A 14,864-nucleotide genomic window follows, 5' to 3' on the forward strand; every position below is an offset into this window, starting at 1 on the left:
TTGCCCGGTGAACGATTTCCTGTATAATGGTTCGAATTTAGCCCACATTCACATTTACTCAATCCATGGTGTCTGGTTTACCCTATGCTTCTTGAAATCGACAAACTCAACCTCAGCTTCCACCTGGATACAGGCAAACAGCAGACCGAGAAGAAGCAGGTTCTCTTTGACATTTCCCTTTCCGTTGACTGTGGTGAGACCATAGCCCTTGTCGGCGAATCAGGTTCCGGTAAATCCGTAACGGCTCTCTCTATCCTCAGGCTCCTCGAAGACTCCTCACATGTCAGTTCCAGCGGTGCCATCCACTTTGAAGGAAAGGATATCTCCACTTTGAACAAAAAGGAACTGAGGGCTGTCCGTGGAAACAGGATAGCCATGATTTTCCAGGAACCGATGACTTCATTGAATCCCGTATACACCATAGGGAATCAACTAATGGAACCCCTGCTTCTCCATCAGAAACTCACCCAGAGAGATGCCCATCTTGAGGCAATTAAACTCCTGGAACGTACAGGTATTGATGAACCAGCGGCCCGAATGAAATCTTTTCCACACCAACTTTCCGGAGGACAACGACAACGGGTTATGATTGCCATGGCCCTGGCTTGCAGACCATCATTACTTATAGCCGACGAACCAACCACTGCTCTTGACGTTACGATTCAGGTACAAATCCTTGACCTTATAAAAGACCTCCAGGAAGAGTTTGGTATGGCTCTTCTGCTTATCACCCATGACCTGACCATGGTGAGAAGAATTGCCGACAACGTTCATATTATGAAAGATGGCCGGATTGTTGAACATGGGAGAACAGATCTTGTTTTTGATAATCCGAAACAACCCTACACCAGGCACCTGATGAATTCACTACCTGGTGGCCATCACAGCCCTAAAGATACGAACAGGGTATTGATAGAGTTGTCCAGACTGAACTGCACATTTCACCTCAAAAGTGGCTGGAAAGGGTTTTTTAACAAAAACAAAGAGAAAAATACTATACATGCAGTTGATCAGGTCAGTCTCAGCATCAAACGTGGCACAACCTGTGGGCTTGTTGGTGAATCAGGATCAGGAAAATCAACTCTTGCCATGGCCATTCTCCAGCTCACCAGAAGTTCTGGTCAGATACTGTTTAACGGAAAAAATATCCAGGGACTTTCGAACAGAGAAATGCGGCCATTGCGCAAAAATCTGCAGATAATTTTTCAGGATCCGTTTTCTTCTCTCTCACCGCGGCTGAATATTGGCCAGATCATTATGGAAGGAATGAAAGTTCACGGTATAGGGAGAACGTATTCAGAACAGAAAAAGAAGGTTGCGGAGATATTGGTAGAAGTGGGACTGAACGCTGAAATGATCCATCGCTATCCCCACGAATTTTCAGGCGGACAGAGACAGCGAATAGCAATAGCCCGTTCCATTGTGCTTCAGCCTGAATTTCTGGTGCTTGATGAGCCAACCTCAGCCCTTGACATGACAATCCAGAAACAGATTATTGACCTCCTTAAAAAACTTCAAGATCGCTATGGAATGACCTATCTTTTCATCTCCCATGATCTTCGGGTTGTCAGGGCTATGGCGGATCATGTCGCGGTTATGCAAAATGGACGAATTGTCGAATCAGGATTTGCCGGTAAAATCTTTGAAGCGCCTGAACATGAATACACAAAACGCCTCTTTAAGGCTGCTCTTGGCAACCACAAGTCGTTCACATCTTCTGTAGAAGAATAAGGAGCTGTTCAAGCTTTGGGAGCAGTTCAGTGGCAACCACCAGTGAACCATCACGACAATCAGCCTCCATTGCTGCTGAAACTTCTCGAATACCTTCAAAACCAAGGCTTGCGGCAGCCCCTTTTATGGAGTGGGCACTTGCTCTTCCCGTAACAGCATCCCCACTTGCAATTCCCTGCTTGAGCTTTGCCAGGTCTGAGGTGGATGATTCTTTAAATATCACAATTAATTCCTGTAAAAGTTCCTCATCATCCGCCGCCTGTTCCAGGGCAAATTCCTTATTCCATTTCAAATCTTTCATTTCAGACTCCTCTGCAGACACCCTGACCTGGTGAAAATATAAATTGTTTTTTTAGGATCGACTCACTGAAAATGCTATCATATTCAACTAATCATTTGCAAACGGTATAATGAGATGGTAAGTGCTGAGATAACTGTTCGTGACTAATTACACCCTCCCGTATGATTCTGCACTCCATGGTATCGTCTGTACAGTGGACGATTGTTGATCCCTGCCCTCCAGGCGTCGGTCCACCATCCAGAACACAGGACACCCTGTCCCCAAACACTGTATGCACATCCTCTGCCGTAGCAAGTGCCTCTTCTCCACTTATGTTGGCACTGGTGGTCGTCAGTGCTCCCCCCCAGGATTCTGCCAATTTCATAGCAACGGGATGTGAGGATACCCGAAGAGCCAGGGTATTCGTCCCACCGGTGAGAATCGATGGAATATGTTTTCTGGCAGAGAAAATAAGTGTTAGAGGACCAGGCCAGAAAGAATTCATCAGCCCCTTGTATCCATTAGGGACTAAAGACACAAGAGATAAGAGATGTGTCACATCTGGAATGATAAGGGAAATAGCCTTTTGTTCTTCCCTTTTTTTTAAGGCATAGAGATCAGTTATGGCCTGTTCGTTTTCAGGATCAACGGCCAGGCCATAAAAGGTTTCTGTCGGATAGGCTACAATGCCACCCTGCTTCAGACACTGCAAAGCGTATTCATAGTCATGCTCGGTAGGTTGCACGTAAAAAAACCTTTATTACAGGCCAATTCGTTTCGCTTTTTCCTCTACTTCCCTGGCCATGGTAATTTTATAGTTTGATACTCTCTTACTCAGCTCTTTGTCACCAAGAGCTAGGATCCTAGCTGCAAGCACCGCAGCGTTTTTGGCACCGGGTTTACCGATCCCCATTGTGGCAACAGGAATTCCCGGTGGCATTTGAACTGTTGCAAGAAGTGCATCCATACCTCTGAGGGGCGAGGCATCAAGGGGCACACCAATAACGGGTAGGTCAGTATGTGCTGCAAGGACTCCTGCCAGGTGAGCAGCCATTCCTGCCCCGGCTATAATGAGTTTCAAACCTCGACCCTGAGCTGTTGCAGCAAAGCTTGCAGCGCGTTCGGGCGTACGGTGAGCCGAGGCTACGGTCATTTCCCAGGGAATCCCAATGTAGGTTAAAAAGTCTGCTGCAGCCTGCATGACCGGAAGATCTGAGTCACTTCCCATTACGATGCCAACAAGAGGTTTTGCATCAATTTCCATTCTTTTCTTCAAAGCCTTCGCTCCAATGTCTGTGCGATAGAAAGAACCAGTCCATTCTATCATCTCCGTTGCCTTATAGGCAGCTGCTATCGCTTTTTCTAGATCCTTAGCAACCGCTGTTACCCCAAGAACACGTCCCCCTGCAGAAATGACCCGGCCGTTTCTAACATCGGTTCCTGCATGAAAAACAACAACACCAGTGACATCGGAAGCCTTTTTCAGACCTCGAATAACCTTACCTGATTCATAACTTCCGGGGTATCCGCCAGATGCCATAACCACACATACCGTGGGTCTTGGATCTATCTTCATTTCAACCTGATCAAGGCGACCATCAATAACAGCCTCGAAAATATCAACGACATCACTCTTTAATCGCATGAGCAATGGCTGCGCTTCAGGATCACCAAAACGACAGTTAAATTCGAGAACCTGTACATCATCACCGTCAATCATCAATCCGGCATAGAGCATTCCTTTATAGGGACGGCCTTCTGCTGCCATCCCCTGAATAGTCGGCAGCATAACCTTCTCCATAACGTAGTCAGCTATTTTCTCTGTGACTACGGGAGCCGGCGAATAGGCCCCCATCCCTCCGGTATTTGGCCCTTTATCCCCTTCATATGCAGCCTTGTGATCCTGTGAAGTCGGCAGAGGAAGAACAGTTTTCCCATCTGTAAAGGCAATAAATGATGCCTCCTCTCCCGTTAAACATTGTTCAACAATCAGTTTATTTCCAGCTTCTCCAAAGGCCTTATCGCGCATGATTAGATCTACCGCGGCCTTGGCCTCTTTCACAGTAGATGCAACAATTACACCTTTCCCGGCAGCAAGTCCATCGGCCTTAACGACGAGGGGAGCACCACATTTGTCGATATATTTTTTGGCTTTTTTGGAATCCTTAAAAACCTTGAATTGAGCAGTGGGGATATCATATTTTTTCAGAAATTCTTTTGTGAAAACTTTACTGCCCTCTAAGATTGCGGCATCCCGAGTTGGACCAAAAATGCGGAGTCCCTCTTTTTCAAAGGCATCGACCACACCTACGGTTAATGACATCTCAGGACCGATAACTGTTAAATCAATTTCCTGTTCTTTTGCGAAGGCTACCAGAGCATCAACGTCAGTAACGCTGATATCGACACATTCGGCCATTCTTTTTATTCCGGCATTTCCTGGGGCACAGAAAATTTTATTAACCCGTGTACTCTGGTGGATTTTCCATACCAGTGCATGCTCACGACCTCCCGATCCAACGACAAGAACCTTCATTTTCATACTCCCGATAAGTGTAAGTAGTAATCCCTAACAATTAGAGGAAAACCTATGTTTTTTTAGCTTATAAAAATAAAAACAGAATATAAGTAAATAGTTTCACTATATTAGCAAAGAGTGACAAACAGAAAAAAAATTACATACTTAAAAGACAAAAGATTGACAATTCTGACAAGACGAATACAATGAATGAACAACCATTCAGTATATCCATCTTTCAAACATTTTCAAACAAGAAACTTTGATTTTAATATAACACATTCAGGCCAATGAAAGCAGCAAATAAGCATTCTAAAATTATTCACGCCGCCACCAAAGTTTTCGCAAAAAAAGGATTCTTTAATGCAAGGATATCTGATATTGCTAAAGAAGCCAAGGTTGCCGATGGTACTATCTATCTCTACTTCAATAATAAATTTGACATCCTTATTTCAGTTTTTGAAGAAGAGATAGGAGCTTTGATTGAACAGGTTAAAAAACTTCTCGCTGCAGAAGACGATCCTCGAAAAATGCTCGAAATATTTGCCCAAAAACACCTGACGGTTATGAAAAAAAATAAAAATCTGGCGGAAGTTATCCAGATAGAGCTGAGACAGAGTGCTAAACTCATCAAAGACTATCGCAACAACAAATTCAGTGAGTATGTAAATATAATCTCTTCAATAATCAAACTTGGCCAGGAACAGAATATTTATCGCTCTTCCATTCGTCCAGGCATAGCTAAACGTGCCTTCTTTGGTGCACTCGATGAGATATCACGGATATGGACCGTTGGGGTCACAACAGAATACACCGTTGAAGAAACGACTCAACAGGTACTTGAGATTTTTCTCTGTGGAATCCTGGAACCCGAGGCAGCCCTACGGTAAACAGCAGAGACCATTCCCCTCTCCCCCCCATTTTCTAATTCTTCCACCAGTACATATCATTAATACCTTCTGATAGCCTACGCAACCCATCAACTGAAGGAAGAGGGACGGATAGAAATCACCTCAAATTCCCTGGTTCCTCCTGGTGTTACAGCAGTAACATCATCACCTACTTCTTTACCAAGGAGACTCTTCCCAAGTGGCGAAAAAACTGATATTGAGCCCTTCTTTACGTCAGCTTCCTCAGAGCCAAGCAACTGGTAGGTAACCTCCTCGTCAGTATCAAGATCAAGGAGTTCAACAACGGTACCAAACACTGCTCTCTCACAGGAAACTTTTGTACAATCGATCACCTCGGCACGACCAAGCTTATCCTTTAGATCCATGATCCGGCCTTCAATCATCCCCTGACGTTCCTTGGCAGCATGATATTCTGCATTTTCTTTGAGATCGCCGTGCTCTCGTGCAATCTCAATGGCCTTAACAACAACATGCCTCTCAACGCGTTCAAGATTGTTTAATTCTTCTTTTAATGCAATATATCCTGTTTTTGACATCGGAACGCGCATTACCATTTCTTTCTCCATATAAAAAAATAACTCCTGTAAAGTACATCTCTACAGGAGTACAAGACTAAAAACACAATTTTTACCAGCGATAAATCACAGAGCCGACAAAACCAATATTCTGAACATCTGCTCCTGATATGTATTCAACCCTGCCATTTAATAAAAAATGACGACTCATTTCAAGAAAAATCTGTGCTTTGACCTCATGATTATCATATCCGCCCATTTCATAGCCAAAGGAATATTCAATTGTGTAATAACTTGGTGCACCACGCCCAAGGATATCGTCCGCTAACTGATGTTCAAAAGATAGAGTAAATAGATGCTGCCAGTACTCCCTGGGACTCCAGTACGGGTGATCTAAAACCGAAAAACCTGAAGGGTAGTTATAATCCTTAGGCCTGTTCCCTTCACCATTATGGGAATACTCGTAACCATAACGAAACTGTAACAATGTCGGCTCAGAATGGATAATGTATGAACTCCACAGCTCGTAACGATTTTGATAGTTCCCATCCGAATATTCAGTAAAGAGATAATCAGCACCACCAAAAAGACGAGGCAGCAGATCAAGACGTACTCCTGCAACGTACCCTTTCTCATTAATACCTTTTTTCAAGGCCTCAACACTGTCTTCAACAATATTCTGTGATACTCCCAGATATCCACGAACACCATCCCCTATTCTACCATTCACCTGAAAATCATAGAGAAATGTGTTGCTGTAATAGTCATCTGGACTGGCAACGCCCAGGGCAACTTTGAAATCCAAGTCATAAATAGGACTCCATTTCAATATTGCCTCAAGGTGATCGTGCCAGAGGTCATCCTCCACATCTAAAGATTCGCTATAGCTTCGTTTTGCATTAAACAGGATTTCATGGTTAAAGGAAGGCATAAACCATGCTTGAATTCCACCACTTCTCTGCCTGATATCATAATGTTCTTCCCGTTCATCCTTTGCATCCATTGAAAAGAAAGGCGCTATCTGGGGGAGTCTTTTAAGACTGTTTCGTTGGCTGGCTTCATCCAGATCCGGATATCCAGGGCTTTCTTTTTTCAGTATTTCATATAAAGCAGCCTCCTTACCAAGAAAACCGAGGCGACTGTATACACCGGCCAGGTCAAAAAGATTTTCGGCCGATTGATTCTCTTCTATTATTTCCTGATACTCATTCATCGCCTGATAGTAGTTTCCATCAACCATTGCCTTTCTAACAGAAAGTTCGCGAATGACAATTTGCTGCCATCGATATGCCGGATAAAATTCTGTAGCTACCCTTACTTCAGGTTCTCGTATATATTTACGATAAAACTGTGGGCTCATAACGACTGTGAGACGATCAGGTTCGGCTGGATGGGTAAAAGTAATGATATTAAAAAATGTTTTTTCAGGAACAGGCAGAGTGAGTTCTATATTCATACTGGAAATCTTGTTGGAAAATTCCTGTTCGACTGGTGGGTTAACAAGGGATCCATAAAGAAGCAATGCGTCTTCAAATCTTTTATCTGCCCAGAATGAACGTGCCAGTAATAACTGCTGCCCCACAGGTAGAGAAGAAATTTCAGGAACCATCTTACGAACACTTAGACTGCTTTCGCCGCTCTTTACTGTTTTCCACACAGGAGCTAATTCTTCTATGAGATCCGTAAATTTGGCACTCTTAAACTGTAATTCCAGATAATTCTGTTTAAAACCATACTCATTTGGATACTCGCTGGAAAGCTGCTGAAACATGCTAAGAGCACCAAAATTATCACCAAGGGATTTCAACAGTCTCGCTTTAAGGACTCGAGCCCTAAGAGAGAGAGGATTGCTCACTAGATATTTTTCGCATACAAGCAAAGCAGTAGAAAAGGCTTTATAATTTTCCAAAGTGTATGCAGTATCAAGATAAACAGAGGCAGGCTGGTCTTCAATAGTTCTCAGGATTGATCCATGTTGCCCTTCATTCTGTTTTTCATCGATCAGCATGGAAAGTGTTAACAAATTCGGTTTATCATGAGTCGAATGAAGGAGTTTATCTATAATTTTCTGTGCCTTTCTGTATTCTCCATTCTGGAAATACAGTTCTGCAACTAAGGCTTTCAGTTCTGGACACAAGGCCTCCTGGTCACCACAGTCGGCCTTATGAGTATTCAGATAATCCTCTAACAACTCAATAGCAACTTCCGTCTGTCCTGACATCTGGAGAATCTGAATTTTCGTTAAAAAATCACGTTCCTCTCCTGATTTGTCATCTGATCGTGATTCCTTTGTATCCAGCACCAAGTACTCATACCACTTCCAGGCATTGTCCCAATCGCGATTAAGAAGGTTGGTCTTTATTAACCGTTGCAGTATTTTCGCTGAATCATCTTCAGATATTAAACGCAACCGCAATTGCTGTTCAGCTTCAAAGTACTGGCCCTCTGATTGAAGCACCGTAATCAGTGCATCAGCTACGACCTCTTTTTCACCACTGGAGAGTTCACACATCTCTCGAAAGTTACGATAAAAGTCGCTTGCCAAGGTGAACAAGTTGTTTGCAATTAAAGCCTCACCATATAAAAAACTCCCCTTCTTAAAAACAGAACCGTTAAGAGACTTTTCAGGAAGCATGGCATAAAAGGAATGTAACAGATCTATATGACCTGTTTTGCCGGCAAGCTGCAGCCCCTTAAACAAAACGGGATAATCATCAGGGGCCTCACCAAGGTATCTTTTGTAATAGTTAAGAGTTGAATATTCATCATTCCGCTTCTCTGCAATACTCGCACGCAGTATGAAATAGTCCTTCCCTCTTTGAAAATCAGCTTCCAAGCTATCAAGGGCCTCAATTGCCAATGAATATACGCCTTTATTGTAATAAAGACCGGCAAGCTTAAACAAGATCTCCTGGTCTCCGGGATTATGTTCATGAATAATCTCAAGGACTTCAAGGAGTTCACTTTTTTTATCTAAAGCCTCTAACTGTTCAGCCATGGAATAATAGACAGCAAGACGGTCGGGAATAACTTTGGCAAGATCACGCCAGAGGTTCCAGGCACCCTCATTTTCTACAATAACAAGGAGATCATTAGCAAGTATTGCCTGAATCCTCTTTATTTCAGAGATAACTTCAGTGTCCCCTGGATTTCTTTTTCGATATTCATCGTAATAAAAAAGGGCTTTATCTGGACGTCCCTCATGATAAAGAAATACCTTACCCGTCTGTAAAAAAAGTAATGGTGTCTCTTCACCATGAGCTATTCGAATAAGAAGATGAGTTAAGGCCTTATGCTCAAGATTATTTTCAATATAGTAGGTGGAGAGTTTTTTATGAAAAGGGAGATAGAAAGGATGGAATTTCAGATATCCACGCCAGCTGGATACAAGCATTTCGTCATTATTACTTGCCTCAAACAGGGGAATGCTTTCCAGGTAGTCGCGATCCGTGCCATCAAATTCTGTGAGTAACGTACTATAATAATTTAAAGCCTTCTCATTGTCCCCACGTTCTTTACTGAAACGAGCAAGCTGTCGAATTAAATGTTCATCGTGTGGAACCAGCAGATAGAGTTGCTCCATTAAAGGATATGCCATATCCATTCGATCAAGTTTCTGCAAAGCGTGGATTTGAGCATTAAGCGCTTCAAGAGCCCATGGACCATCTGGAGACATTGTATAAACCTGTCCCATATATTTAGCTGCCAGTTCATAGTGTTTCTGAACCAGCGCAATTCTTCCGCCATAAACCAAATACTCAGGTGAGGCGGAGTCAATTTCAAGAAGTTTATGAATAACCTGTCCGGCCTCTTTCCACTCTCCGAGTTCCATCAATAAAATCACATACTCACGAAGAGCCTCTTCAATAAAAGGTTTCTCAACAAATAGTTTACGGTACAGGGCAACCGATTCTACATTATCTCCGTTTGATGATGCAGCTCTGGCACGTTTCCAAAGCTGCATCCATGCAGGTTCTACGGTGTCACTCTGAACCACCAGGGAAGGACCGGGGGGGGATGCCAATGAACTTTCAGATTCATCAGCAACTACAGTGAAGGGAAGCGATACTAATAGTGAGAGACAAATACACAGGACAAAGTGTCGCCCGGGAAATTTTTTCCCTGTTTTATATGAATACAATATCACAGCACGCCTACTGTGCAATTACTTTCCATAATGTCAAGAAAACAGTATTAACCCTGGTAAAACGCGACAATCGTATCAACAATGTGTTTTTGCATTTCTTCAGTCAATTCAGGATAAATTGGAAGTGCAATGGTCGTTCTGGCTGCCTTTTCAGCATGAGGTAAACTCGGCCTTTCGATGATTCCCTCCAGACATTCCTGTTCATGTAGGCATAGTGGATAGTATATTTCACAGCCAATATCATGAGAACGAAGCCATTTCAAAAGAGCATCTCTGTTCTCAACACGGATAACATACTGATTATAAATGTGATAGTTATGTTCAGTGCCAGAGAGGTTTGTGTCCGCGACGTTTTTGTAAACAGCCACAGGTGTTGTAAGGTTTTTATCAGTGATCAGAGTTGTCTCGGAAAACATTCTGTCATAAACGGCGGCATTTGTTCTTCTGGCTTTATGCCATTTTTCAAGATGTTTTAGCTTAATCCGCAGAACCGTTGCCTGAATTGGATCAAGCCTGAAATTTCCCCCAATCATGGCATGATAATATTTGGGATTTGCTCCGTGGTTACGGAGCATTTTGAGGAGTTTGTCAAAAGAAGAATCATTACTGACAACCATTCCTCCATCGCCAATTCCCCCGAGATTTTTGCTTGGAAAGAAGGAAAAACACCCAGCAATCCCCATGGTACCACTGCGTATCCATTCACCGGCAGAATTCGGATATTCTGCGCCGATTGCCTGTGCTGCATCCTCAACTATTGGCACACCATATTGCTCTCCGAGTGCCATTATGGCCTCCATATCAGCACATTGGCCATAAAGATGCACCGGAATAATTGCCTTAATTGTTTTCTCAGTATCAGCTTCTAAAATCGCGGCCATGGCAACGGGATCAATATTAAAAGACTCCTCATTGATGTCAGCAAATACGGGTAATGCTCCACAACGTAAAATCACCCCCATGGTGGCAAAAAAAGAGTAGGAGGTAGTCAAAACTCGATCACCCGGACCAATACCAAGTGCCATAAGAGCAACAAGAAGAGCGTCGGTACCACTTGATACACCAGTGGCAGTAGATACGTTGCAGTATTGAGCTATTTCCTGTTCCAGACCGAGCACCTCGGGACCCTGAATATACGTCGTCGAATCGACAACATTTGTTACTGCAGTAATAATCTCATCACGTAACGGTAGCAGTTGGCTACCAAGATCTAATAATGGAATTTTCATACCTTTTGCACCATTCGTTTCCCATCGAAAAAATCTACAATATCTGGCATTTCAATTTCCAGATATTTCTTCATCTTCTTGAGCAAATTAACCTCTATTTGCCGGACACGTTCTCTCGAAATACCAAAGCGATCAGCTATCGTCTGAAGAGTCAGTGGCTCATCTGTTAGCAGTCTTTCTTCAAGAATCATCCTTTCCTTATCATTCAACTTTACCTTAAGAACCTTTAAGAGATCAGAAAGTTTCTCTTTCATCTGTTCACCGGCAACAACATCTTCGATTGCCGGTCCGTCCGATGGTATAAAACTTTTCTGTTCATCTTCAGAATCTGAACGTACTGGACTTTCGAGGGAAACATCCCAACTGTCCATTCGCTGACTCATCTCGATAACTTCACTCTCTTTAACCTTTAATCGTTCAGCGAGAAGTTTGACCTCAGGTTTAAAACCCTGAGCCTCTAGAAGCTTTTTTTCTTTGTTCAGAGAAAAGAACAATTTGCGCTGGGCCTGAGTAGTCCCAATTTTCACAAGACGCCAGTTATCCATGATAAACTTAAGGATATAGGCACGAATCCAATATGCTGCATAGTATGAAAACTTGACACCTCGGTAGGGATCAAACTTTTTGGTAGCCTGGACCAGGCCAACATTTCCTTCCTGTATCAGGTCCATAAAATTCTGCATCCAGTACTTTTGGAAATCCATTGCTACTTTTACCACAAGACGCAGATTAGCAGAGACCAGTCGATAAGCAGCATCCTGATTACCATCTTCCCGAAACTGAATCGCAAGCTCATCTGTCTCTTCCCTTGTAAGAAGCTCATACTGACTGATCTCCTGGAGATATCTATGAAGAGCCGGGTTGCTGACAGTTGGAAGATTAGTATCTTCGGGCATCGCTACCAGAGGATGCTCATGCGGTTTTACTTCCCTATTTTCTTCTGAATCCTTTTTTATATCGCTTTCGTTCTTTGAGGTCATATCCTCTATCTCGTACCACCTGCTGGCGGGTATACTGGATCACTTGATCTAAACAGATAAATTTCCGTCACGTAATCTCGTATTATTACTACTGATACAGGAAAAGGCAATCATTATATCCCTGCAGATAGAGTCATTTTGTTGATATTTCTTTTACTTTACAACATGTTACTGCATTTTTAAAATCCTGTCTAATCTGTATTACAATACCTTCACATCACTTAAAGTTAACAAATTCTATTTTATTGTTTCCTGTTTTGTGCTAGAAGGTATGATTTCTAATGATACCTGTCACATTCTTGATCATTTTCTTCCACATTCTGCAGACCTTATGAATAATATACGAAACTTTTCTATCATTGCCCATATCGATCATGGCAAGTCCACCCTTGCTGACCGAATGATCCAACTCTGCCAACAAGTCAGTGTTCGCGACTTTAAGGACCAGTTACTGGATAATATGGACATTGAACGAGAACGCGGCATTACCATTAAAAGTCAGACTATCTGCCTCCCATACATAGCAAAGGACGGGAAAGAGTATATACTCAATCTCGTTGACACACCAGGTCACGTCGACTTCAGTTACGAAGTGTCACGTGCACTCAGTTCCTGTGAAGGAGCTTTACTTCTTGTTGATGCTGCCCAGGGAGTGGAGGCCCAGACTCTTGCCAATCTCTATCTTGCCATGGAAAATGATCTTGAGATCATTCCTGTTATCAACAAAATTGATTTACCCTCAGCAGAACCTGAAAGAGTTGCTGCCCAGATCGAAGAAGACCTGGGCCTCGAAAAGGAACTCATCCAATACTGTTCCGCAAAAACAGGTATTGGCGTGGAAGGAATCTTCGAGGCTATTGTGGAACATATTCCAGCCCCCTCAGGAGATCCAGAGGCCCCGCTTCAAGCTTTAATTTTTGATGCCAACTATGACCCCTTCCGGGGTACCATTATTTCTATAAAAATTGTTAATGGAACGGTTAAAGCTGGTGACATTATACGATTCATGTCCAACAATTCCGAGTATCGGGTTGAAGAAGTTGGACTGTTCAGGTTCAAGAGAGAAGCCGTAAAAAACTTAAGTGCCGGCTCGGTTGGTTATATACTGGCTGGGGTCAAAAGAGTCAGCGACACACGCCCTGGTGACACGATCACATTAATAAAAAATCCCTGCCCGGAACCACTCAAAGGATTCAAGGAAGTACAACAGGTTGTATTTTCATCTATCTATCCGATAGCAACGGATGAATATGAGGATCTTGCAACGGCCCTGGAAAAATTACAGCTTAATGATGCCGCCCTTACTTTCCAAAAAGACACCTCCGTCGCTCTGGGCTTTGGATTTCGCTGTGGTTTCCTTGGGCTACTCCACCTTGAAGTTATTCAGGAACGGCTCGAACGTGAATTTGATATTTCACTGATACTGACGGTACCATCGGTCAAATATAATTTTTATTTAAAAAATGGAACACTGCTCGAAGTCGACAACCCCGCTTATTTCCCAGACCCGATGTCCATAGACAGGGTTGAAGAGCCATACATAAAGGCTACTATTCTTATCCCTGAAAAATACATGGGATCCTTGATGACTTTATGCATGGAACGCCGCGGGGAAAACACCAACTACCATTACCCAATGCCTGGAAGAATAGAATTCACCTGCGAACTCCCTCTGGCCGAAGTAATATATGATTTCTATGACAAGCTCAAATCTATCACTCAGGGTTACGGTTCGTTTGATTACGAACTCATCGACTACCGGAAAAGTAATCTGGTCAAATTGGATATCTTAGTGAATGGAGAGGTTGTCGATGCGCTCTCCCAACTTGCTCATCGTGACAATGCACGGGCGCGTGGGCTTCGAGCATGTGAACGCCTCAAAGAGGAAATTCCACGACAGATGTTCAAAATTGCAATCCAGGCAGCAATTGGTGGTACCATTGTCGCCCGAACAAATATTTCAGCACTTCGAAAAGACGTAACTGCCAAATGCTATGGTGGAGATATTTCCAGAAAAAGAAAACTCCTTGAGAAACAGAAAGCCGGTAAAAAACGTATGAAAACAGTTGGTAATGTTGAGATACCACAAAAAGCTTTCCTCGCCGTATTGAAATCCGACCAATAAAATAAAAAAAAAGGGCGGAGAAATCATTAATGATTCCTCCGCCTTTTTTTATCAATATTGACAAAACTGAGAAAACTCTCTATTCCTTAACTTCTCCCCTGGACTCACACTTTTCTTTTAAAGGACATTTCTTGTCACTCAATACGTCCACACCCTTCTGAGCCATAATACTCAACAGCTCTTCTTTGCTGAACTTTGAATTTTTCTGTTTAGACACATAAACAAGACAATCCCTGCAGATATTAAACGAATACTTGTCAACTTCCTCAATTATTTCCCAGCAAAGCCTCGAAGAACTCTCTTTTGCGGGACATGTTTGAGATTCACTACATTTCATGATTTCCCAGCACTGCCATTCAGAGCGAAGTGACATAAGAAAGTCTCCTTACATGAATCGTTTTATCATATTACCTCATTGCTGAAGCAAA

At 42.9% G+C, this 14,864-nt stretch carries 11 protein-coding genes; 3 read left to right on the top strand and 8 right to left on the bottom strand.

The features are described 5' to 3' along the window. Window positions 1-84: 84 nt before the first annotated feature. Window positions 85-1,731, top strand: coding sequence for an ABC transporter ATP-binding protein (locus tag UWK_RS14865; protein WP_015405210.1), 1,647 nt, complete (start codon window positions 85-87; stop codon window positions 1,729-1,731). Here the strand turns inward: UWK_RS14865 and UWK_RS14870 are convergent. From UWK_RS14870 to purD, 3 genes are all read right to left on the bottom strand, one after another. Beyond that, window positions 1,709-2,032, bottom strand: coding sequence for an Hpt domain-containing protein (locus UWK_RS14870; protein WP_015405211.1), 324 nt, complete (start codon window positions 2,030-2,032; stop codon window positions 1,709-1,711). The genes UWK_RS14865 and UWK_RS14870 overlap by 23 nt on opposite strands. A gap of 91 nt (window positions 2,033-2,123) precedes the next feature. Next, window positions 2,124-2,756 carry an L-threonylcarbamoyladenylate synthase gene (locus UWK_RS14875; RefSeq protein ID WP_015405212.1) on the bottom strand — a complete coding sequence of 211 codons (633 nt, stop codon included), beginning with the start codon at window positions 2,754-2,756 and terminating at the stop codon, window positions 2,124-2,126. A 15-nt stretch (window positions 2,757-2,771) separates the two neighbouring features. After that, on the bottom strand, window positions 2,772-4,547 hold the full coding sequence (gene purD / locus UWK_RS14880; RefSeq protein ID WP_015405213.1) for a phosphoribosylamine--glycine ligase: 1,776 nt from the start codon (window positions 4,545-4,547) through the stop codon (window positions 2,772-2,774). Between the two features lie 272 nt (window positions 4,548-4,819). Between purD and UWK_RS14885 the strand changes: the two genes are divergently transcribed. After that, a complete protein-coding gene (locus UWK_RS14885) occupies window positions 4,820-5,419 on the top strand; it encodes a TetR/AcrR family transcriptional regulator (protein ID WP_015405214.1) in 600 nt (199 codons plus the stop codon). An 89-nt stretch (window positions 5,420-5,508) separates the two neighbouring features. On the opposite strand, the gene greA is transcribed toward UWK_RS14885, so the two are convergent. From greA to UWK_RS14905, 4 genes are all read right to left on the bottom strand, one after another. After that, window positions 5,509-5,994 (bottom strand): transcription elongation factor GreA, encoded by a 486-nt coding sequence (gene greA, locus UWK_RS14890; RefSeq protein WP_015405215.1) that lies wholly within the window; start codon window positions 5,992-5,994, stop codon window positions 5,509-5,511. 73 nt (window positions 5,995-6,067) lie between these two features. Then, on the bottom strand, window positions 6,068-9,979 hold the full coding sequence (locus UWK_RS14895; protein WP_153304909.1) for a tetratricopeptide repeat protein: 3,912 nt from the start codon (window positions 9,977-9,979) through the stop codon (window positions 6,068-6,070). Between the two features lie 170 nt (window positions 9,980-10,149). Continuing rightward, a complete protein-coding gene (locus tag UWK_RS14900) occupies window positions 10,150-11,331 on the bottom strand; it encodes a DegT/DnrJ/EryC1/StrS family aminotransferase (protein ID WP_015405217.1) in 1,182 nt (393 codons plus the stop codon). After that, window positions 11,328-12,311, bottom strand: coding sequence for a sigma-70 family RNA polymerase sigma factor (locus UWK_RS14905; protein WP_015405218.1), 984 nt, complete (start codon window positions 12,309-12,311; stop codon window positions 11,328-11,330). Before UWK_RS14905 ends, UWK_RS14900 begins: the two co-directional genes overlap by 4 nt. 331 nt (window positions 12,312-12,642) lie before the next feature. On the opposite strand from UWK_RS14905, the gene lepA reads away from it, so the two are divergent. Then, on the top strand, window positions 12,643-14,436 hold the full coding sequence (lepA, locus tag UWK_RS14910) for a translation elongation factor 4 (protein ID WP_041917055.1): 1,794 nt from the start codon (window positions 12,643-12,645) through the stop codon (window positions 14,434-14,436). Window positions 14,437-14,515: 79 nt separating this feature from the next. Here lepA and UWK_RS14915 read toward each other — a convergent pair whose 3' ends face one another. Further along, window positions 14,516-14,809: a hypothetical protein gene (locus UWK_RS14915; RefSeq protein ID WP_015405220.1), complete on the bottom strand. Its 294-nt coding sequence runs from the start codon at window positions 14,807-14,809 to the stop codon at window positions 14,516-14,518. Between the last annotated feature and the right edge of the window lie 55 nt (window positions 14,810-14,864).

The organism is Desulfocapsa sulfexigens DSM 10523 (genome assembly GCF_000341395.1).
GTDB classification, from domain to species: Bacteria; Desulfobacterota; Desulfobulbia; order Desulfobulbales; family Desulfocapsaceae; genus Desulfocapsa; species Desulfocapsa sulfexigens.